The sequence below is a fragment of the Streptomyces sp. NBC_00122 genome, from assembly GCF_045160845.1.
Taxonomy (GTDB): Bacteria; Actinomycetota; Actinomycetes; order Streptomycetales; family Streptomycetaceae; genus Streptomyces.
Window position 1 is genome coordinate 289,489 of sequence record NZ_CP108191.1, and the last position, 19,327, is coordinate 308,815.

Genomic DNA, 19,327 nt, shown 5'->3' on the forward strand with positions numbered 1-19,327 from the left:
TCCGCCCGTCCGAGCGGACCGTTCACCACCAGGAGCAGCGCATGAGCCAGGTCTCACACCTCACGGAACTGGGCGGGCTGCCCGCCTTCGACTTCCCGGGCACGGACGTCGAGGGCGAGGTCGAGCTGCCCGCGGCCGACGCCGTGGCTTGGCGGGTCCGGGGCGACGAGCACGAGACCGAGGAGACCTGGAGCGAGGCCTTCGCCCGCTTCACGGCCGACGTCGACACCCGGCAGGTCCGCTCCCTGATCGTGGGCGTTTGGGAGGAGTCGTACGAGACCTCCTGCGCCGACATCGTGAGCACCCTGGTGGCGGCCGCCGCGGACTTCCCGCTCCTGCGCGCCCTGTTCATCGGTGACATCGAAGGCGAGGAGTGCGAAATCTCCTGGATCCAGCAGGCGGACGTCACTCCGCTGCTGGAGACGTTCCAGGGCCTGCGCGAGTTCGGGGTGCGCGGCGGTGAGGGGCTGGTCCTCGCTCCGGTCAAGCACGCGGAGCTGCGGCGGCTGGTGGTGGAGACGGGCGGGCTGCCCCGGGAGGTGGTGCGGGGCATCGCCGCGAGCGACCTGCCCGCCCTGGAGGCTCTCGACATATGGCTCGGCACGTCCGAGTACGGTGCGGACAGCGAGCCGCAGGACCTGGAGCCGATCCTCTCGGGCGCGCGGCTGCCGGCCCTGCGCCATCTCGCCCTGCGCAACAGCGAGATCCAGGACGCGGTCGCCGCCGCCGTGGCGGGTGCGCCGGTCGTGGCCCGGCTGGAGACCCTGGACCTGTCCATGGGCATCCTCACCGACGAGGGCGCGGCCGCCCTGCTCGCGGGCGGGCCGCTCACCCACCTGAACCGCCTGGACCTGGACCACCACTTCATCGGCTCCGAGCTCCAGGAGCGGCTGCGCGCGGCCCTGGAGCCGCACGGCGTGGAGCTCGTCCTCGGCGCGGGCGAGGAAGACGAGTACGACGGGGAGATCTACCGGTACGTCGCGGTGTCGGAGTGAGACCTCCGTCCCTCGCGGTCGTCGGCAATCCGGGGGGCCGCCGTGTGGCGCTCTTCCAGGAGGCCGTCCGCGCCGCCGGACTGCCGGCCGCCCGGGTGGTTCCGTGGCTGACGGTGCTCGCCGGCGGGGCCCGGTTCCGGCCGGGCGAGACCGTACGGATCGACTCGCCGGGCGAGGACCCGGAGGTCGACCGGCTGCTGCGGGGGACGGCCGACCCCACCCGGGTGGAGGGCACCGCCCGTTGGTACCGCCGGTTCACCGGGGCCGTCGAGGCGCTGGCCGCCGAGGTCGCGGCGGCCGGCGGGCGGCTGCTCACCACCCCGGGGGACCTGGCCGTGCTGTTCGATAAACGGCTGACCCACCACGCCCTGGAGACGGCGGGAGTCGCGGTGCCGCCCTCCCCGACCTCCGGCCCCGCCGCGCCCCCGGTGCGCGGCTGGGCGGACGTACGTGAGGTGCTCGCGCGGCCCGGGCCGCGCCGGGTGTTCGTGAAGCTCGCCCACGGCTCCTCGGCCTCCGGCGTCCTCGCCGTCGAGTCCGGTGCGGGCGGCCGCGTCCGGGCGACGACCTCGGTGGAGCGGTCCGCCTCCGGCGGGCTGCACAACTCGCTGCGGGTGCGCCGGTACGAGGACGAGCGCGCGATCGGAGCGATCGTCGACGCGCTGGCCCCCGACGGCCTGCACATCGAGCGCTGGCTGCCGAAGGCCTCGCAGGACGGCCGCGCGGCCGATCTGCGGGTCGTGGTCATCGGCGGCTGCGCCACGCACGCGGTGGTCCGCACCGCGTCCGGGCCGATGACCAACCTGCACCTCGGCGGCGCCCGCGGCGACCTCGACGCCGCCGTCGCCGCCGTGACGGCGGCGGGCGGCAGCTGGTCCGAGGACGCCCTCGCCGTCTGCGAGCGCGCCGCGGCCGTCTTCCCCGGCACCCTGTGCGTGGGCGTGGACCTGCTCCCGGCCACGGGCTGGCGGCGGTTCGCCGTCGGCGAGGTCAACGCCTTCGGGGACCTGCTGCCCCACCTCACCGGGCTGCCCGGCTCGCCCGCCGCGGGCCTCGACACCTACGCGGCCCAACTGGCCGCCGTACACGCATCCGCACGACAGGAACACCATGCACCCCTCACCGCCCGCCCCTGACATGAACGAGGTCGTCGGCCACGACGACCTGCTGCTCGTCACCCTCGACACCCTGCGCTTCGACGTCGCCGCCCAGTTGGCGGCCGAGGGCCGGATCCCGCACCTCGCGGCGCACCTCCCCGGCGGGGTCTGGGAGCGGCGGCACGCGCCGGGCAGCTTCACCTACGCCTCGCACCAGGCGATGTTCGCGGGCTTCCTGCCGACGCCGGCCGGTCCCGGGCCGCATCCGCGACTGTTCGCCGCCCGGTTCGCGGGCAGTGAGACCACGGCCGGGCGCACCTGGGTGTTCGACACCCCGGACCTGGTCTCCGCACTGGCCGGGGCCGGGTACCGGACGGTGTGCGTGGGCGGGGTCGGCTTCTTCAACAAGCAGGCCGCGCTGGGCTCCGTACTGCCCGGGATGTTCCAGGAGAGCCACTGGGAGCCGGAGTTCGGGGTGCCGTCGCCGACGTCCTTCGAGGCGCAGGTGGCCTGCGCGGAGCGGGTGGTGGCCGCAACTCCGCGGGACCGGCGGCTGTTCCTGTTCGTGAACGTGTCGGCGCTGCACCAGCCCAACTGGTTCCACCTGGAGGGCAGGGCGGCCGCGGCCGGGGACTCGTGGGAGACGCACGCGGCCGCGCTGGAGTACGTGGACCGGCACATCGGCCGGCTGTTCGACGCGATGAGCACCCGGCGCCGCTGCTTCGCGATCGTCTGCTCCGACCACGGCACGACCTACGGCGAGGACGGATACACCGGGCACCGGCTGGCACACGAGGCGGTGTGGACTGTCCCGTACGCGCAGTTCTTCCTGGAGCCGAAGGAGGCCCTGCGATGAGCGTTCCCCCCACCCCGTACGAGAGTTACGTGTACGCGTACCCGCACAAGACGGCGTACCGCGCGCTGGCCGGGCGGCCCGCGCTGCGCGAGCTGTGGGCGGAGCAGCCCAGGCACGCGCTCTCCCTCTACCTGCACATCCCGTTCTGCGAGGTGCGCTGCGGGTTCTGCAACCTGTTCACGCGGATCGGCGCGCCCGAGGGGCTGACCACGGCGTACCTCGACGCGCTGGAGCGGCAGGCGAACGCCGTCCGGGACGCGCTCGGCGGCGACGGGGAGCCGGTGCGGTACGCGGCGGCCGCCTTCGGCGGCGGGACGCCGACCTTCCTGACCGCGGCCGAGCTGGAACGGCTCTGCGACATCGCGGAGAAGAGCGCGGGCGCCGATCTGCGGGCGGTCCCGCTGTCGGTGGAGGCCTCGCCCTCCACCGCCACCGCGGACCGCCTCGCCGTCCTCGCCGACCGGGGCACCACGCGGCTGAGCCTGGGCGTGCAGAGCTTCGTGGCCGAGGAGGCGCGCTCGGCCGTGCGGCCGCAGAAGCGCGCGGAGGTGGAGGCGGCCCTGTCCCGGATCCGGGACGCGGCGATCCCGGTCCTGAACATCGACCTGATCTACGGGATCGACGGCCAGACCGAGGACAGCTGGCGGTACTCGCTCGACGCGGCGCTGGCCTGGGAACCGGAGGAGCTGTACCTGTATCCGCTGTACGTGCGGCCCCTGACGGGTCTGGGACGCCGGTCGGACGAGCCCACCGCGGACTGGGACGAACAGCGGCTGCGGCTCTACCGGGCCGGCCGGGACCATCTGCTGGCCGCCGGGTACGAGCAGGTGTCGATGCGGATGTTCCGCCGCCCCGGGGCCCCGGCGGCGGGCGCCGACGACTACGCCTGCCAGACGGACGGCATGGTGGGCCTGGGCTGCGGGGCCCGTTCGTACACCGCGGAGCTGCACTACTCCTTCGACTACGCGGTGGACATGCGGGAGATACGGGGCATCGTCGACGACTACGTGGGGCGGTCCGAGGCCGACTTCGCCCGGGCGGAGTACGGCCGGTGGATCGACGGCGACGAGGCCCGTCGGCGGCATCTGCTGCAGTCCCTGCTGCAGGCGGAGGGCGTGGCGGTGGCGGAGTACCGGGAGCGGTTCGGCAGCGGCCCGCGGGAGGACTTCCCGGCGGAGCTGGCGGCCTTCGCGGAGCGCGGCTGGCTCTCGGAGGCACCGGGCCTGATGCGCCTGACTCCCGAGGGCCTGGCGCATTCGGACGCCGTGGGTCCCGCGCTGTTCTCGGCGGAGGTACGGGCCGCGATGGCCGCGTACGAGCGCAAGTGACGGGCCCGGGTGCCGCACCGGCCATGGACCTGACGCTGCTCTACCGGGGTCCGCTGGCGTCCTGCGACTACGACTGCCCGTACTGCCCCTTCGCCAAGCGGCGGGACAGCCGCTCGCAGCTGACCGCGGACCGCGCGGCGCTGGAACGGTTCGCCGCGTGGGCGGCCGGGAACACGGGCGACCGCCTGTCGCTCCTGTTCACCCCGTGGGGCGAGGGCCTGGTCCGCTCCTGGTACCGGCGCGCGCTGGTGGAGCTGTCGCACCTGCCGCACATCCGCCGGGTCGCGATCCAGACCAACCTGAGCTGCCGCGTCGAGTGGACCGCCGGGGCCGATCCGGACACGCTCGCGCTGTGGTGCACGTACCACCCGGGGCAGACCCCGTACGACCGCTTCCTCGGCCGGTGCCGGGAGCTGGCGGTCCGGGGGATCCGGTTCAGCGTGGGCGTGGTCGGGCTGCCGGAGCACCTCGCGGAGGCGGGGCGGCTGCGCGCGGAGCTCCCGGCGGAGGTGTACCTGTGGGTGAACGCGGCGGAGGGCCGTACGTACACCGACGCGGAGGCCGCGGACTGGACGGCGCTGGACCCGCTCTTCGCGTACAGCCGCCACCCGCACCGCTCGGCGGGGCTGCCCTGCCGCACGGGCGAGTCGGTGGTCTCGGTCGACGGCGACGGCACGGTCCGCCGCTGCCACTTCGTGAAGGCGGAGCTGGGCAACCTCTACGACGGCTCTTACCGGGCGGCGCTGCGCCCTCGTGGCTGCCCGCTCACCGTCTGCGACTGCCACATCGGCTACGTCCACCTGGAGACGCTGCCGCTCTACGACGTCTTCGCGGGCGGCGTCCTGGAGCGGATCCCGGCGTCCGGCAAAGCGGAGGAAAATTCTTCGGCGGGGCAGCTGCGGTTCCCGCACCTGCCACTCGTGCAGCGTTAACAGGTTCTTTACGCCGCGGACCGGGTCCGGCGGGGCCCCGGACGACGGAATCCGCAGGTAGACAGCTATTGACCTGCGGATCTCGCAGAGATTGCATGTCGGCCCGGGAGCCACGGAACTACTTGCTCACCACCGCCTCGGAGGCGATACCGCTCCCGCGCTCATTCACCGCACCTGCCGATCGGAACCCCGCACGATGACTGACACGATCAGCGCCCCACAGGCCCTCGCCCCCGCCACCGGGCCCGTCCCGCAGAAGCTCAAGCGTTCCATCGGCGTCGTCGGCGGGACTCTGCTCACGCTCTCCTGCGTGACGCCTGCCTCGACCCTCTTCGTCGTCGTGCCCGACCTGTTCTCCAGCCTCGGCACCTGGACCGCCCTCACCATCGCGATCGGCTCGCTGCTCTGCATCGGCGTCGCGTTCTGCTACTCGGAGCTGGGCACCCTCATCCCCAGCGCGGGCGGCGAGTACGCCATGGTCTCCACGCTGGCCGGCCGGGTCGCGGGCTGGCTGGTGTTCGTCCTGTCCCTGCTGGTCGTCATGATCGTGCCGCCCGTGATCGCCATGGGCACGGCCGACTACCTCGCCCCGGTGATCGACATCCCGGCTCCGGTCGCGGGCGGCGGCGTGATGCTGCTGGCCACCCTCGCCGGTCTCCTCGACCTGCGGGCCAACGCCTGGATCACCGGCATCTTCCTCGTCCTGGAGGTGGTCGCCGCCGCCATGGTCGCCGTACTGGGCTTCGCGCACGGCGAGCGGGGCGCCGACGCGCTGGTGCACGGCACGGTCGCCGCCGAGGGCGGCGGCACGTCCACCGTCACCGCGATGATGGTCGTCTCCGGGCTCGCCATCGCCCTCTTCATCACCCAGGGGTTCTCGACCGCCGTCTACCTCTCGGAGGAGCTGGAGAACCCGCGGCGCAACGTCGCCCGGACCGTGCTCGCCACGCTCGCCATCTCCACCGCCGTGATCCTGGTGCCGGTCATCGCCATCACCATGGGCGCCCCGGACCTGGAAGCGCTGGCCGCGGGCGACCTCGGCGGGATGGTGACCGCCTGGTCCAACTCGGCCGTCGGCACCTTCGTGAGCCTGTGCGTCGCCCTCGCCATCGTCAACGCGGGCATCGTCATGGTCATCCAGAACTCCCGGGTGCTGTTCGCCTCCGCCCGTGACAAGGCCTGGCCCCGGCCCGTCAACAACGCCCTGTCCAAGCTCGGCCGCTTCGGCTCGCCATGGGTGGCGACCCTGCTCGTCGGTGTCCCGGGCGCGGCGATGTGCTTCGTCAACCTCGACACCCTGTACGGGGTCACCGGCGTCTCGGTGACCGGCATGTACCTGCTGGTGGCGGTGGCCGCGCTGTTCAGCCGGCGCGGGGCGCACCGCGACGCGGCCGCCTGGCGGATGCCGCTGTGGCCGGCCGTGCCGATCGCGCTGATCGCCGTACTCGCGTACATCCTGACCCAGCAGGAAACCCAGTACCTGCTGTGGACGGGCGGGATCACCGCCGCGGCCACCGTGTACTGGGCGCTGTACCTGCGGCCGCGGCGGGAGACGCGCTGGCTGGTCAGCATCCCGGAGGACGGCGAGAGCGCCGACGCGTAGGCTCCGGCGCGACGCGACCGCGCGGTCCCGCACCCGGACCCTCAACTCCCCACACGGATGACGACTTTGCCGAACGGCGGGTCGGCGACGTAGCCGCGGTAGGCCGCGTGCACCTCCTCGAAGGAGTGCACGCGGCCTACCCGCGGACGGAGTTCGTGGGCGGCGACGGCCAGGTTCATGTCCTCGAACCGGTCCCGGCTGCCGACGAAGACGCGGCGGATCGTCGCCAGGCTCGACGCGTACGCCGCGTGCGAGACCTCGATCCCGGCCTTGCGGGTGCTGCCAGTGACGAGCAGGGCGATCTCGCCGTAGAGGGAACTGGCGCGCACCGACTGCTCGATGGTCTCCGGGCCGCCCGTCTCGACGACCAGGTCGGCGCCCCGGCCGTCGGTCAGCTCCTTCACCTTCGCGCCCCATTCGGGGATTCTCACGTAGTCGACGACCTCGTCGGCCCCCAGGGCCTTGAGCCGGCCGGCCTTGTCCGCGTCCGAGGTGGTCGCCACGACCCGGCAGCCCAGCAGCTTCGCGAACTGCACGGAGAAGAGGGCGACCGGGCCGGTGCCGAGGGTCAGTACGGTCCGGCCCGGCAGCAGCGGCTCGCCACCGGTCAGCGCGCTCCAGGCGGTCACCGCCGCGCACGGCAGCGTGGCCGCCTCCTCCCAGGTCAGGTGGCCGGGGACGCGTACGGCCGCCTGCTCGTCCAGTACGGCGTACTCCGCGAGCATCCCGTCGAGTGTGCAGCCGGGCTGGTCCAGGGCGTCCGGGGTGATCCGGCCGGACCGCCAACGCGGGAAGTACGTGCCGGCGACGCGGTCGCCGACCGCGAACCGGGTGACCGCCTCCCCCACCGCGACCACCTCGCCCGCGCCGTCGCTGAGCGCGACCACGCCGGGCACGGCGGGCAGCGGGTAGCGCCCGTTCAGGATCAGCAGGTCACGCCGGTTGAGCGAAGCCGCGCGCACCGCGACCACGATGTCGGCCGGTCCGGCCGGCTCCGGTACCGCGGATCCGGTGTCGCGCCGCACGATCCCCTCGATGTCACCGAACGTTTCCAGGTGGTACGCGCGCATCCCGGCCTCCAGGGCGGTGTCGTGTGTCGGCGTGTCCGTGCCGCGTCCGGCCGGTCACCGCCGATGCTCCGGGGCCGGGACACGCGCGGCAATTCCCTCCGGGGAATCGCCGGGTCCGCCGGGCAGCGGCTAGAAAGGGGTCATGGCCACCACCACCGCAGCCGCCGAGCCCTCCGCCTTCTCCCGCGAGGTGCGCAGGAGGCGGGCGCTGCGGCGCATGAGCCAGCTCGAACTGGCCACGCTCGCCGGTACGACCCAGCGCCACCTCAGCTTCATCGAGAGCGGCCGCTCGGTGCCGGGGCGGGCGATGGTGGTGCGGCTCGCCGAGTCCCTCCGGCTGACCCTGCGCGAGCGCAACTCCCTTCTTCTGGCCGCCGGTTACGCGCCCGCGTACGCCGAGTCGCCGCGCGACGGCTCGGCCGTCGAACCGGCCATGAGGGCCCTGGGCTCCATCCTGACCGGGCATCTGCCGTATCCGGCGGTGGTCTGCGGGGCGCGGGGCGAACTCGTGCTGGCGAACCCCGCGTTCGAGGTGCTCACCGAGGGCGCCGCCGCGCACCTGCTCGCTCCTCCGGTGAACGTACTGCGCCTCGCACTGCACCCCGAGGGCATGGCACCGCGCGTGGTGAACCTGGCGGCGTGGGGGCGGCACATCGTGGAGAACCTGCGCGTACGGGCCCTGGCCCATCCCGATCCCGAGCTCGACCTGCTCCTGGCCGAACTGCGCGGCTACCTGCCGGCGCCGGCGCCGCCCGGGCCGGACCACCTCGGCTTCGCCGTGCCGCTGCGGCTGCGCACCGAGGGCGGGGAGCTACGGCTGCTGACCACCCTGACCTCCTTCGCCACCGCCGTGGACGTCACGCTCGCCGAGCTGCACCTGGAGGCCTTCCTCCCCGCCGACCCGGCCAGCTGTGACCTGCTGCGCCGCCGCGAGGAGCACCGGACGGCCGCCGTGCGGGCCTGATCGCTCCCACCGGCCGGTCAGCCGACGCGGACGGCCTCGCCCTCGGCCAGCGTGAGGGCGGTGTTGATCAGTCCGACGTGGCTGAAGGCCTGGGGGAAGTTGCCGAGTTGCCGCCCGGCGATGGGGTCGTACTCCTCGGCGAGCAGCCCCACGTCGTTGCGTACCGACAGCAGCCGCTCGAACAGGTCCCGGGCCTCCTTCTCCCGCCCGGTCAGGTACAAGGCGTCGGCCAGCCAGAACGAGCAGGCCAGGAAGGCTCCTTCGTCGCCGGGCAGGCCGTCGACGGCGGGGCCTTCGGTGGTGTAGCGGCGGACCAGGCCGCTGCGGCCGAGCTCCTCCCGGACCGCGTCGACGGTGCCGATGACGCGCGGGTCGTCGGGCGGTAGGAAGCCGACGCGGGGAATGAGCAGGGTCGCCGCGTCGAGCTCGCCGGAGCCGTAGTACTGGGTGAAGGTGCCCCGCTCGGGGTCGTAGCCCTTCTCGCACACGTCACGGTGCACGTCGTCCCTCATGGTCCGCCAGCGCTCCAGGTCACCGGGCATCGAGGAATCGCCCTCCAGGGTGCGCACGGCCCGGTCGGCGGCGACCCAGGCCATCACCTTGGAGTGCACGAAGTGGCGGCGCGGGCCGCGCACTTCCCACAGCCCCTCGTCGGGCCGGCGCCAGTTCCGCTCCAGGAAGTCGAGCAGCGCGAGCTGGATCTGCCACGCGTGGCGCTCGGAGGCCAGCCCGGAGGCCCGCGCGAGGTACAGGGAGTCGATGACCTCGCCGTACACGTCGAGCTGGAGCTGGTCGACCGCCGCGTTGCCGACGCGTACGGGGGCGGAGGAGGCGTAGCCGCGCAGCCACGGCAGGTCGGTCTCGGGGATCCTGCGCTCGCCGGCGATCCCGTACATGATCTGGAGGTCGGCGGGGTCGCCGGCGACCGCGCGCAGCAGCCAGGCCCGCCAGGCGCGGGCCTCGTCGTGGAATCCGGTGGACAGGAGCGAGCCGAGGGTGAGGGTGGAGTCCCGGAGCCAGCAGTAGCGGTAGTCCCAGTTGCGGACCCCGCCGATCTCCTCGGGGAGGGAAGTGCTGGCCGCGGCGACGATGCCGCCGGTCGGGGCGTAGGTGAGGGCCTTGAGGGTGATCAGGGAGCGGGCGACCGCCTCCCGGTAGGGGCCCTCGTAGCTGCACTGGGACGTCCATTGCCGCCAGTCGGCGAGGCTCTGCTCCAGCGCCGCGTACGGTTCGACGGGCTCGGGGCGCGGGTCGTGCGAGGCGTGCCAGGTGAGGACGAAGGCGACGCGCTCCCCCGCTGCGACGGTGAACTCGGAGCAGGTGCTGTTGGCCTCGCCCCAGGTGCGCACGGGCGGTTCGCTGCGCAACCAGGCGGAGTCGGGCCCGGCGATGGCGACGCGCTCCCCGTCGCTGCGGCGGACCCAGGGGACGACGTGGCCGTAGTCGAAGCGCAGGCGCAGGGTGCTGCGGACGGACACCTCGCCGGACACGCCTTCGACGATCCGCATCACATCGGGTGAGATGTCACGCTGCGGCATGAAGTCGATGACCTTGACCGTGCCGTCCTCGGTCTCCCAGTACGACTCCAGCACCATCGAGCCGTCCGCGTAGGCGCGGCGGGTGCACCGCTCGGCCGCCCCGGCGGATGCGGGCGCGATGCGCCAGTGGCCGTTCTCCTCGTCGCCGAGGAGCTTGGCGAAGCAGGCCCCGGAGTCGAATCGCGGCAGGCACAGCCAGTCGATGGACCCGTCGCGGCCAACCAGTCCACTGGTCATCAGGTCGCCGATGAGTGCGTAGTCTTCGATGGGTTGTGTCATTTGTGCGATCTTCCCCCGAATGCCCGGGGCCAATCAGGCCCCGGACACCCGCGCCCGCGTAGCTAGTTCCGTACGAGGAGCAGCGCGCCGGCGAGGACCACGCCGAGGGCGACGGCGAGGGCGCCGTGGGCCAGACGGTGGCTGCGCAGCACGGGCAGGAAGCGGTCGACGGCGTACCGGCCGGGGCCTGTGAGGGCCAGGGCCGCGGCGCCCGCCGCCAGCAGCAGTTCGTACTCGATGCCCTCGGGGGCGAAGAAGGATCCGGCGCCGTGGACGGCGATCGCGTTGATGAGGGTGCCGACGACGGCCGCGCCGGCGAGCGGGGTGAGCAGTCCGACGGCGAGGCCGAGGCCTCCCAGGGTCTCGGTCAGCCCGGCCAGGACGGCCATGGCGTCGCCCGCCGGGTAGCCGCTGGCGGTGAAGAACTGGCCGGTGCCGCTGATGCCGCCGCCTCCGAACCAGCCGAAGAGCTTCTGGGAGCCGTGGGCGGCCATGGTCAACCCGAGGACGAGGCGCAGGAGCAGCAGGCCGGCGTCGTGGGCCGGGGTCGAGAGCGAGGGGGAGGAGGTGGTGGCGGGCTGCGCGGCCGGTGCGGCGGCCTGCGGCTTCGTCGGGGCGACGGAGGGGCTGGTCATCGGGGGTTCCTTCCGGTCGTGCGGCCCGAGGGGGACGGGGCTGGGCAGGGTTGTTCAAATTCGAACCGCAGGTCTCCGACCCTAACCATTGATTCAAATTGGAACAACCCGGTAGCCTGGGGCCATGGCTGAGACGAGATGGCTGGACGACCGCGAGATGCGGGCCTGGAGCGGATTCCTGGCCGCCTCGGCCCTGGTGAACCGCCGCCTCGACCAGCAGCTGAAGGACGACTCCGGGCTCTCGCACCCCCAGTACGAGATCCTCGTACGGCTCGCCGCGGCCCCCGGACGCGAGCTGCGGATGACGGAGCTGGCCAACGGCCTGATCAACTCGAAGAGCGGCCTGACCTACCAGATCACCCAGATGGAGAAAGCCGGGCTGGTCCGCCGCCGCAGCTGCCCCTCCGACGTGCGCGGCGTCTTCGCCGTCCTCACCGAGGCCGGGAGCGCCCGGCTGGACGAGGCGGCACCCGGGCACGTGGCCACCGTCCGGGAGATCCTCGTCGACGTCCTGACCCCCGAGCAGCTCGACGCGCTCGCAGACGGGCTGGGCGAGGTCGGACGGCGCCTGCGTGAGCACGGCGCCTGAGGAAGCGGCGGACGGGCCCGGCGGGGTACGGAGACCCGCAGGGCGGGTATAGGGGCGAAATGGACGGAAAGTTCTGGCTCACGCTCGCCACGGTGGTCACCGCCGTGCTCGCGGTGGCCGCAGCGGTGCTGCTCGTACGGGTCTTCCGGGCGCGGCGGCTGCTCACCGACGCCGGGATCCCGCTGCGCGACAAGGCCCTGTTCTGGGCCGCAGTGATCTACACCGTCTCACCGGCGGACCTGATTCCGGACCCGGTCTACCTCGACGACATCGGGCTCCTGCTGCTGGCCCTGCGCTCGCTGCACGCGGCAGCGGCGGCGACCCGGCCGGCGACGGCCCGCCCCGCGAAGCCCTGACCCGCCGCACGGCCAAGGCCCGGGTCACAGGACCCCGCGGGTGCGGAACTGGACGCTGATGCGCGGCCCGACGGCCCGCGCCGACTTGGGCACCGCGTGCTCCATGGTCCGCTGACACGAGCCGCCCATGACGACGAGGTCCCCGTGGCCGAGGGCGAGGCGCAGCAGGGTGGCTCCGCCGTCGCGGGGGCGGAAGGCGAGGTCGCGGGGGTCGCCGACGGAGACGATCGCGACCATAGTGTCCTCGGTGGACGAGCGGCCGGTCCGGTCGCCGTGCCAGGCCACGCTGTCGCGGCCGTCGCGGTAGAGGCACAGCCCCGCGGTGGCGAAGGGCTCCCCGAGTTCCGCGGCGTAGTGCCCGGACAGTGCCTCGCGGGCCTCGGTGAGGGCGGCGTGCGGAAGATCCTCGCCCTCACCGTAGAAGGCGAGCAGGCGGGGCACCTCGACCTCACGCTCGTACATCTGCCGCCGCTCGGCGCGCCAGGGCACATCGGCGGCCAGCCGCTCGAAGAGCGCGTCGGAACCGGTCAGCCAGCCGGGGAGATGGTCGACCCAGGCCCCGGCACCGAGGGGGGTGCGCCGCACGCCCGCGAGCGGCCCGAGACGGATCTCGTCCCCCTGGTCGAAGAGGGAACCCTGTAGGCCCTGGGCAGCGTGCATGGCACCAGCCTAACCCCATCCATCGAACATACGCACGAATACCCGCGTGCGACGGGGCGGCAGGGCGCCGTCATCCCCGTACGAGGCCGCGCACGTTCTCGACGCTCCCGCAGTCCGCCGCCAGCTGCCGCTCCCGCTCCCGCAGGAACGCGGCTCCCAGTTCGGCCCTGCGCTCGCCGGGAACGTTCTCCCGGGCCCCGTTGAGGATCGTCCGCTCCTCCTCGTCGACGTGGTGGGAGACCGCCTTGACCAGGTCCTCCAGCCGCGCGTCCCATTCGCCGGAGCCCACCTCGTCCACTTCGAGCAGCGCCAGCAGCGCCTCGTTGCCCTCGGCGTGCTCCTCGACCCCGTGTTCCACCTCCTTGTCGTCGACGTTCCTGAAACGCTTCAGCGCGCCGTACACCTCGGCTTCCTCCGCCTCGCCGTGGGCGATGAGCAGCGCGGAGAACTTCGCGAGCGCGCCGGCCCGGTCCGCCTCCACGCTCCGCATCCGGCGGAACAGCTCCTCCATGGTGCGGTGGTCCTTGAGGATCACGGCGACGACGTCCTGGTCCTGGTCCCCGGCCATGCCACATCCCTTCCTTTCCTTGCTGAACTTCCGGTCGCCCTGCGCGTGCTCGCTGGGCGAGGATCCACACCCCGCCCCCGGCCTCCGCCCCGCGGCGATCTCAGCGCGGTTCAGGCCGGGTGGCCCGCCTCCAGGTCGCCCACGTCCTCGTACCGGAGCAGCGCGGGCACAGTGCCCTCTACCGGTGGGCACCGCTCGGCGAGCGACAGGAGGAAGCCGACGTGATCGCCGCCCACGGTGCCTCCGCCGCCCCCGACACCTCCCTCGAAGCGCCCCTCGACGCGGCCGGTGAACCAGGTGCGCACGTCCGTCAGGACCGGACTGCCCTCCAGGCCCGGCCGCCAGCCGACCCGCGCGAACTTGTCCACTCTGTCGCCGCACTCGCCACCGAAGAGCTCCGCCAGCGCCCGCTGGTCGCGGCGGAGCAGGTGCACGGTGAGGTACGGGGCCTCGCGCGCGACGCGGTAGGTGTGGTTGGCGGTGGACAGCCAGACGACGAATCGCGGCGGATGGATCGAGCACTGCGAGGCGAACCCCACCAGGCAGCCCGCCCGCTCACCGCCCGCCGCGGCCGTGACCGCGAACATCGGGCCGTCGCTCGCCTCGGCGAAGGGATCCTGCTCGGTCACGGCTCCTCCTCGTGGGGTCCGGATGCTTCCAGCCCCCTTCGGGCGGCTACCCCGCCCATCGGCGCGGAACCGCGCGGCAGCCGGGGTACCCGGGGCGGGATGTCGGCGCGCCGTCCGGTGCCCCGGCTCCCCAGGCTGTAGGGCAAGGGGTGCAGGCGCGGCGGCGAGGCTTCGGGAGGACGGATGACGTCGGTGGACCGGTCACCGGTACAGGCGCCGCCCGACGACCGGACCGCGCCCAGGACCGAACGGCGGGCCGGCCAGGGATCCGCCGTACTGGGGTGGCTGTCGACCACCGACCACAAGGTGATCGGCAACCTCTACCTGGTGACGGCCTTCGCCTTCTTCCTCTTCGCCGGGGTGCTGGCCCTGGTGATGCGGGCCGAACTCGCCCGCCCCGGGCTCCAGATCATCTCGAACCAGCAGTACAACGAGGCGTTCACCATCCACGCCACGATCATGATGCTGCTGTTCGCGACGCCGACCTTCACCGGCTTCGCCAACGCGGTCATGCCCTTGCAGATCGGCGCGCCCGATGTCGCCTTCCCCCGGCTGAACGCGTTCACCTACTGGGTGTACCTGTTCGGGGGCCTCATGGTGGTGTCAGGACTGCTGACCGCCGACGGGGCGGCGGCGTTCGGATGGTTCGCCTACGCGCCCCTCAACAGCGCCGCGTACTCCCCGGGAACCGGCCCGGACCTGTGGGCCATGGGGCTGGCGGTGTCGGGACTCAGCACGATCCTGGGGTCGGTGAACTTCATCACCACCATCGTCTGTCTGCGCGCCCCGGGCATGACCTTGTTCCGCATGCCGATCTTCACCTGGAACGTGCTCTTCACCTCCATCCTGGCGCTGCTGGCCTTTCCCGTCCTCACGGCCACACTGCTGGTCCTGGAGGCGGACAGGAAGTTCGGCGCGCACGTCTTCGACGCGGCCAACGGCGGCGCCCTGCTGTGGCAGCACCTGTTCTGGTTCTTCGGGCATCCGGAGGTCTACATCGTGGCGCTGCCGTTCTTCGGGGTGGTGAGCGAGATCCTGCCCGTCTTCAGCCGGAAGCCGATGTTCGGGTACGCGGCCCTGATCGGTGCCACGATCGCCATCACGGGCCTGTCGGCGACCGTGTGGGCGCACCACATGTTCGCTACGGGGGCCGTGCTCCTGCCCTTCTTCTCGCTGATGTCCTTCCTGATCGCCGTCCCCACGGGCGTGAAGTTCTTCAACTGGATCGGGACGATGTGGCAGGGCTCGCTCTCCTTCGAGACACCGATGCTGTGGTCCATCGGCTTCCTCGTCACCTTCCTGCTGGGCGGTCTGACCGGCGTGCTGGTCGCATCGCCGCCGCTGGACTTCCATCTGACGGACAGCTACTTCGTCGTCGCCCATCTCCACTACGTGCTCTTCGGCACGATCGTGTTCGCCACCTTCGGAGGCTTCTACTTCTGGTGGCCGAAGCTGACGGGACGGATGCTGGACGAGCGGCTCGGCAAGGTCCACTTCTGGACCCTGTTCGTCGGCTTCCAGACCACGTTCCTGGTCCAGCACTGGCTGGGCGAGGCCGGGATGCCGCGCCGGTACGCCGACTACCTCGCGAGCGACGGCTTCACCCTCCTCAACACGGTCTCCACCATCGGCTCCTTCCTCCTCGGCCTCTCGACGCTGCCCTTCCTCTACAACGTCTTCAGGACGCAGCGCCACGGCGAGCGGGTCACCGTCGACGACCCGTGGGGCTGGGGCCGTTCCCTGGAATGGGCGACGAGCTGCCCGCCACCGCGGCACAACTTCCACGCCCTGCCCCGGATCCGCTCGGAATCCCCGGCCTTCGACCTGCACCACCCGGAGGTGCCCAGTGACAGAGTGCCCAGCGAAAGAGGTACGCGGTGACAGAGGTACCCGGTGACACAGGTACCCGGTGAAGGAGGTACCCGGTGAAAGGTGAGGCCTGGCTCTTCACCGGCACGGCCCTGTTCTTCGGGGCGACCACCCTCGTCTACGGATGGTTCTCGCACGAGCCGGCGGGCACGGTGGCGCTGTGCGTCTCGTTCGTCATGTCTGGCCTCGTCTCCGCCTTCCTCTGGCGCCAGTACCGGCGCGCGGGAGAGCGTCCGGAGGACCGCGGGGAGGCCGAGGTCCGGGAGGCCGGCGGCCGCCGCGTCTTCTTCCCCGCCCGCAGCCACTTTCCCGTACTGGCGGCGGCGGGCAGCGCGTTGATCGGCCTCGGGGTGGTCCAGGGCCTGTGGCTGTGCCTCATCGGGTTCGGCGTGCTGCTGCCCGGGGTCCTGGGGTTCGCCTTCCAGAGCCTCGGCCACGAGGAGTAGCCCGAGCGGCCCGGACGGCTCACCCGTCCTCGGCGGACTCCCGCACGTCCGGTCCGGCGGTGGTCGCCGCGATCTTCCGGCGCTGTTCGGGGGTGGCGGGGTAGGGAACCCGGTCCTGGTAGTACCAGGCGCTGATCGCCGACCGCGCGCCGGCCAGCCGACGTCGCAGGGCGCCGCCGGCGGCCGCTCCGGCGGGGTCGGCGGGGTCGGCGGGGTCGGCGGGCCGCAGCGGCTCGGGCCGCTCCCTGGCGAGGACGGCGTACCGCTCGGTCGCCGTGAGGGCCCGGTGCAGCGGCTCGAAGCCGCCCTCGACGCTCTGGCTCACCAGACCGGACGCCTCCCCCTCGGTCAGCAGCCGGCGCTCGCGCGACTGGAGAGCCAGGCACAGCCGTCTGGTGAGCCAGAAGGCGGCCGCCGGCACGGCGAAGAAGGCGACGCGCAGCGTCCAGGTCAGCGCGTGCACGGGCACGTCGAAGACGAAGGCGAGGATGTCCTGGGCGCCGGCGAGGAGCAGCACGGCGTAGCAGGAGAGGGCGGCCACGCCCAGGCCGGTGCGGGCGGGACGGTCACGCGGGCGGTCGCACAGGTGCCGTTCCCCCGTCGCGCCGGTGATCCAGCGCTCGAAGAAGGGGTAGGCGTAGAGGAGCGCGAAGAGCAGGCCCGGCAGGAGGACGGCGGTCACCAGGGGATTCCACATGATCGTGTGCCCCCACAGGCGGGTTTCCACCCCTGGCATCAGCCGCAGCGCCCCTTCGAGGAATCCGACGTACCAGTCGGGCTGGGCGCCGGTGGAGACCACGTCGGCGCGGTAGGGGCCGTAGGTCCAGATGGGGTTGATCTGCGCGACGGCCCCCAGGGCCGCGAGCAGGCCGAAGACGGTGAAGAACAGCCCGGCGGACTTGGCCATGTACTGCGGGAGGAAGGGCAGGCCGACGACGTTGCGGCCGCTCCTGCCGGGCCCCGGCCAGTGGGTGTGCTTCAGGACCACGACGAGGAGGATGTGCACCGTGATCAGCCCCAGCAGCAGGCCGGGGACCAGCAGGATGTGCACGGGGTAGAGCCGGGGCACGATGTCGTCGCCGGGATACTGCCCGCCGAAGGCGAAGAAGCTCAGGTAGGTGCCGACGACCGGGACCGACAGGGTGATCCCCTGGGCGATCCTCAGCCCGGTGCCCGACAGCAGGTCGTCGGGGAGCGAGTACCCGGCGAAGCCCTCCAGCAGCGCCAGCATGAACAGCGTCACCCCCAGCAGCCAGTTGACCTCGCGCGGCCGGCGGAAGGCGCCGGTGAGGAACACCCGCAGCATGTGCGCGCCGATGGAGGCGACGAAGACCAGGGCCGCCCAGTGGTGGACCTGCCGGATCAGCAGCCCGCCGCGTACGTCGAAACTGATCCGCAGGGTGGACAGGTAGGCCTGGGACATCAGTACGCCCTGGAGCGGGCGGTACGAGCCCGTGTACGGCGTCTCCCGCATCGAGGGGTCGAAGAAGAAGGTCAGGTACACGCCGGTCAGCAGGAGCACGACGAAGCTGTACAGGGCCAGCTCGCCCAGCAGGAACGACCAGTGGTCGGGGAACACCTTGCGCATGCCCGTCCGGAGGACTTCGGAGAGCGGCAGCCGCGCGTCGAGGGCTTCGGACCCCCTCGCCACCGCCCGCCCGGCCCCGCTCCCCGGCCGCACGTTCCGCTTCGAACCAGGCACCGGCACGCACCTCCTGTGCGGACCCTCGCCCTCGGGCCGGGCAAGTCATCCGAAGTATGCACAAAACTACCGAGCGTCATGATTCGCTATCAATTCAGACACGGAGTCGTCGGCTTCGGAAAATGGGGGCAGGAAGTCCTCACCCGGCCGCCGGCCATCGGTCGAGCCCTCTGAGGAGATGTCCGTGAAGATGCTGATCAACAGCCCGGAGACCGTGGTCGCCGACGCCCTGCGCGGGATGGCGGCGGCCCATCCCGAGCTCGACGTCGACGTGGAGCGGCGGGTCGTCGTACGTCGGGACGCGCGCGCCGGCGGGCGGGTCGGAGTGGTCTCCGGGGGCGGCTCCGGGCACGAGCCGCTGCACGCGGGCTTCGTGGGGTACGGGATGCTGTCGGCCGCCTGCCCCGGGGAGGTGTTCACCTCGCCCGTGCCCGACCAGATGCTGCGGGCGGCCGAGGCGGTGGACTCCGGGCAGGGGGTGCTGTTCGTCGTCAAGAACTACACCGGGGACGTACTGAACTTCGAGATGGCCGCCGAGCTCGCAGAGGAGGACGGCCTGCGGGTCGAGCGGGTCCTGGTCAACGACGACGTCGCGGTCACGGACAGCCTGTACACGGCCGGCCGGCGCGGCACCGGGGCCACGCTCTTCGTCGAGAAGATCGCCGGGGCGGCGGCCGAGGAGGGGGCGCCGCTGGAGCGGGTCGCGGCGCTCGCCCGCCGGGTCAACGAGTCCTCGCGGAGCTTCGGCGTGGCGCTCAGCGCCTGCACCACTCCCGCCAAGGGCAGCCCGACCTTCGATCTGCCGGACGGGGAGCTGGAGCTGGGGGTCGGGATCCACGGCGAACCGGGCCGGGAGCGGCGCGCGATGATGCCGGCGCGGGAGATCGCGGAGATCACGGTGGGCGCCGTACTGGAGGAGCTGGGCCAAGCCGGCCCGGCGGACGGCCCGGTACTGGCGCTGGTCAACGGGATGGGGGCGACGCCGCTGCTGGAGCTGTACGGGTTCCACGCCGAGGTGGCGCGCGTGCTGGAGGCCCGCGGTGTGCCGGTGGCGCGGACGCTCGTGGGGAACTACGTGACCTCGCTCGACATGGCGGGGTGCTCGGTGACCCTGTGCCGGGCCGATGAGGAACTGCTGCGGCTGTGGGACGCGCCCGTGCAGACCGCGGCGCTGCGCTGGGGCCGCTGACTAAGGTGGTGTCGGACCGACC

General features: G+C 72.5%; 19 protein-coding genes. 12 read left to right on the plus strand and 7 right to left on the minus strand.

Annotation, left to right across the window (positions count from 1 at the left end; translation table 11 throughout):
* Window positions 1-41: 41 nt before the first annotated feature.
* From OG737_RS01335 to OG737_RS01360, 6 genes are all read left to right on the plus strand, one after another.
* Entirely contained in the window at window positions 42-995 is a 954-nt protein-coding gene (locus OG737_RS01335) for an STM4015 family protein (RefSeq protein ID WP_328924270.1), read from the plus strand.
* Window positions 992-2,131: an STM4014 family protein gene (locus OG737_RS01340; RefSeq protein ID WP_405921101.1), complete on the plus strand. Its 1,140-nt coding sequence runs from the start codon at window positions 992-994 to the stop codon at window positions 2,129-2,131. Before OG737_RS01335 ends, OG737_RS01340 begins: the two co-directional genes overlap by 4 nt.
* Before the next feature lies 1 nt (window position 2,132).
* The gene (locus OG737_RS01345; RefSeq protein WP_405922392.1) at window positions 2,133-2,948 is read left to right on the plus strand and encodes an STM4013/SEN3800 family hydrolase; all 816 of its coding nucleotides are present in this window, start codon (window positions 2,133-2,135) and stop codon (window positions 2,946-2,948) included.
* On the plus strand, window positions 2,945-4,276 hold the full coding sequence (locus OG737_RS01350; RefSeq protein ID WP_405921102.1) for an STM4012 family radical SAM protein: 1,332 nt from the start codon (window positions 2,945-2,947) through the stop codon (window positions 4,274-4,276). Before OG737_RS01345 ends, OG737_RS01350 begins: the two co-directional genes overlap by 4 nt.
* Window positions 4,277-4,299: 23 nt before the next feature.
* Window positions 4,300-5,208, plus strand: a complete 909-nt coding sequence (locus OG737_RS01355) for an STM4011 family radical SAM protein (protein WP_328924273.1) — start codon at window positions 4,300-4,302, stop codon at window positions 5,206-5,208.
* A gap of 196 nt (window positions 5,209-5,404) precedes the next feature.
* Complete coding sequence (locus OG737_RS01360) at window positions 5,405-6,811, plus strand: APC family permease (protein ID WP_405921103.1); 1,407 nt, start codon at window positions 5,405-5,407, stop codon at window positions 6,809-6,811.
* 41 nt (window positions 6,812-6,852) lie between these two features.
* Here OG737_RS01360 and OG737_RS01365 read toward each other — a convergent pair whose 3' ends face one another.
* The gene (locus tag OG737_RS01365) at window positions 6,853-7,881 is read right to left on the minus strand and encodes an NAD(P)-dependent alcohol dehydrogenase (protein WP_405921104.1); all 1,029 of its coding nucleotides are present in this window, start codon (window positions 7,879-7,881) and stop codon (window positions 6,853-6,855) included.
* Between the two features lie 142 nt (window positions 7,882-8,023).
* Between OG737_RS01365 and OG737_RS01370 the strand changes: the two genes are divergently transcribed.
* Window positions 8,024-8,845, plus strand: coding sequence for a helix-turn-helix transcriptional regulator (locus OG737_RS01370; protein WP_328924276.1), 822 nt, complete (start codon window positions 8,024-8,026; stop codon window positions 8,843-8,845).
* 17 nt (window positions 8,846-8,862) lie between these two features.
* Here the strand turns inward: OG737_RS01370 and OG737_RS01375 are convergent, their stop codons facing one another.
* The gene (locus OG737_RS01375; protein WP_328924277.1) at window positions 8,863-10,662 is read right to left on the minus strand and encodes a glycoside hydrolase family 15 protein; all 1,800 of its coding nucleotides are present in this window, start codon (window positions 10,660-10,662) and stop codon (window positions 8,863-8,865) included.
* Between the two features lie 62 nt (window positions 10,663-10,724).
* Window positions 10,725-11,297 carry a DoxX family protein gene (locus OG737_RS01380; RefSeq protein WP_405680387.1) on the minus strand — a complete coding sequence of 191 codons (573 nt, stop codon included), beginning with the start codon at window positions 11,295-11,297 and terminating at the stop codon, window positions 10,725-10,727.
* Window positions 11,298-11,421: 124 nt separating this feature from the next.
* On the opposite strand from OG737_RS01380, the gene OG737_RS01385 reads away from it, so the two are divergent.
* Together OG737_RS01385 and OG737_RS01390 are read left to right on the plus strand one after the other, a co-directional pair.
* Complete coding sequence (locus OG737_RS01385) at window positions 11,422-11,886, plus strand: MarR family transcriptional regulator (protein ID WP_328924279.1); 465 nt, start codon at window positions 11,422-11,424, stop codon at window positions 11,884-11,886.
* 59 nt (window positions 11,887-11,945) lie between these two features.
* Window positions 11,946-12,242: a YkvA family protein gene (locus OG737_RS01390; protein WP_328924280.1), complete on the plus strand. Its 297-nt coding sequence runs from the start codon at window positions 11,946-11,948 to the stop codon at window positions 12,240-12,242.
* 24 nt (window positions 12,243-12,266) lie between these two features.
* Here the strand turns inward: OG737_RS01390 and OG737_RS01395 are convergent, their stop codons facing one another.
* From OG737_RS01395 to OG737_RS01405, 3 genes are all read right to left on the minus strand, one after another.
* On the minus strand, window positions 12,267-12,902 hold the full coding sequence (locus tag OG737_RS01395) for an alpha-ketoglutarate-dependent dioxygenase AlkB (RefSeq protein ID WP_328924281.1): 636 nt from the start codon (window positions 12,900-12,902) through the stop codon (window positions 12,267-12,269).
* A gap of 70 nt (window positions 12,903-12,972) precedes the next feature.
* Entirely contained in the window at window positions 12,973-13,470 is a 498-nt protein-coding gene (locus OG737_RS01400; RefSeq protein ID WP_328924282.1) for a hemerythrin domain-containing protein, read from the minus strand.
* Between the two features lie 110 nt (window positions 13,471-13,580).
* Window positions 13,581-14,099, minus strand: a complete 519-nt coding sequence (locus OG737_RS01405) for a flavin reductase family protein (protein ID WP_405680384.1) — start codon at window positions 14,097-14,099, stop codon at window positions 13,581-13,583.
* 183 nt (window positions 14,100-14,282) lie between these two features.
* On the opposite strand from OG737_RS01405, the gene ctaD reads away from it, so the two are divergent.
* Together ctaD and OG737_RS01415 are read left to right on the plus strand one after the other, a co-directional pair.
* Window positions 14,283-15,980 (plus strand): cytochrome c oxidase subunit I, encoded by a 1,698-nt coding sequence (gene ctaD / locus OG737_RS01410; RefSeq protein WP_405680382.1) that lies wholly within the window; start codon window positions 14,283-14,285, stop codon window positions 15,978-15,980.
* Window positions 15,981-16,024: 44 nt separating this feature from the next.
* A complete protein-coding gene (locus OG737_RS01415; protein ID WP_328924285.1) occupies window positions 16,025-16,414 on the plus strand; it encodes a cytochrome c oxidase subunit 4 in 390 nt (129 codons plus the stop codon).
* A gap of 19 nt (window positions 16,415-16,433) precedes the next feature.
* On the opposite strand, the gene OG737_RS01420 is transcribed toward OG737_RS01415, so the two are convergent.
* Window positions 16,434-18,002 carry a cytochrome bc complex cytochrome b subunit gene (locus OG737_RS01420; protein WP_405681470.1) on the minus strand — a complete coding sequence of 523 codons (1,569 nt, stop codon included), beginning with the start codon at window positions 18,000-18,002 and terminating at the stop codon, window positions 16,434-16,436.
* A gap of 298 nt (window positions 18,003-18,300) precedes the next feature.
* Between OG737_RS01420 and dhaK the strand changes: the two genes are divergently transcribed.
* Entirely contained in the window at window positions 18,301-19,305 is a 1,005-nt protein-coding gene (gene dhaK / locus OG737_RS01425) for a dihydroxyacetone kinase subunit DhaK (protein WP_405680381.1), read from the plus strand.
* The last annotated feature ends 22 nt before the right edge of the window (window positions 19,306-19,327 follow it).

What these genes read in the sequence shown, in the direction of transcription:
- OG737_RS01370 (WP_328924276.1), top strand. Translation starts at nt 8,024, where the DNA reads ATGGCCACCACCACCGCAGCCGCCGAGCCCTCCGCCTTCTCCCGCGAG.
- OG737_RS01380 (WP_405680387.1), bottom strand. Translation starts at nt 11,297, where the DNA reads ATGACCAGCCCCTCCGTCGCCCCGACGAAGCCGCAGGCCGCCGCACCG.
- OG737_RS01335 (WP_328924270.1), top strand. Translation starts at nt 42, where the DNA reads ATGAGCCAGGTCTCACACCTCACGGAACTGGGCGGGCTGCCCGCCTTC.
- OG737_RS01395 (WP_328924281.1), bottom strand. Translation starts at nt 12,902, where the DNA reads ATGCACGCTGCCCAGGGCCTACAGGGTTCCCTCTTCGACCAGGGGGAC.
- OG737_RS01390 (WP_328924280.1), top strand. Translation starts at nt 11,946, where the DNA reads ATGGACGGAAAGTTCTGGCTCACGCTCGCCACGGTGGTCACCGCCGTG.
- OG737_RS01365 (WP_405921104.1), bottom strand. Translation starts at nt 7,881, where the DNA reads ATGCGCGCGTACCACCTGGAAACGTTCGGTGACATCGAGGGGATCGTG.
- OG737_RS01420 (WP_405681470.1), bottom strand. Translation starts at nt 18,002, where the DNA reads ATGCGCAAGGTGTTCCCCGACCACTGGTCGTTCCTGCTGGGCGAGCTG.
- OG737_RS01345 (WP_405922392.1), top strand. Translation starts at nt 2,133, where the DNA reads ATGAACGAGGTCGTCGGCCACGACGACCTGCTGCTCGTCACCCTCGAC.
- ctaD (WP_405680382.1), top strand. Translation starts at nt 14,283, where the DNA reads ATGACGTCGGTGGACCGGTCACCGGTACAGGCGCCGCCCGACGACCGG.
- OG737_RS01355 (WP_328924273.1), top strand. Translation starts at nt 4,300, where the DNA reads ATGGACCTGACGCTGCTCTACCGGGGTCCGCTGGCGTCCTGCGACTAC.
- OG737_RS01360 (WP_405921103.1), top strand. Translation starts at nt 5,405, where the DNA reads ATGACTGACACGATCAGCGCCCCACAGGCCCTCGCCCCCGCCACCGGG.
- OG737_RS01400 (WP_328924282.1), bottom strand. Translation starts at nt 13,470, where the DNA reads ATGGCCGGGGACCAGGACCAGGACGTCGTCGCCGTGATCCTCAAGGAC.
- OG737_RS01350 (WP_405921102.1), top strand. Translation starts at nt 2,945, where the DNA reads ATGAGCGTTCCCCCCACCCCGTACGAGAGTTACGTGTACGCGTACCCG.
- OG737_RS01385 (WP_328924279.1), top strand. Translation starts at nt 11,422, where the DNA reads ATGGCTGAGACGAGATGGCTGGACGACCGCGAGATGCGGGCCTGGAGC.
- OG737_RS01375 (WP_328924277.1), bottom strand. Translation starts at nt 10,662, where the DNA reads ATGACACAACCCATCGAAGACTACGCACTCATCGGCGACCTGATGACC.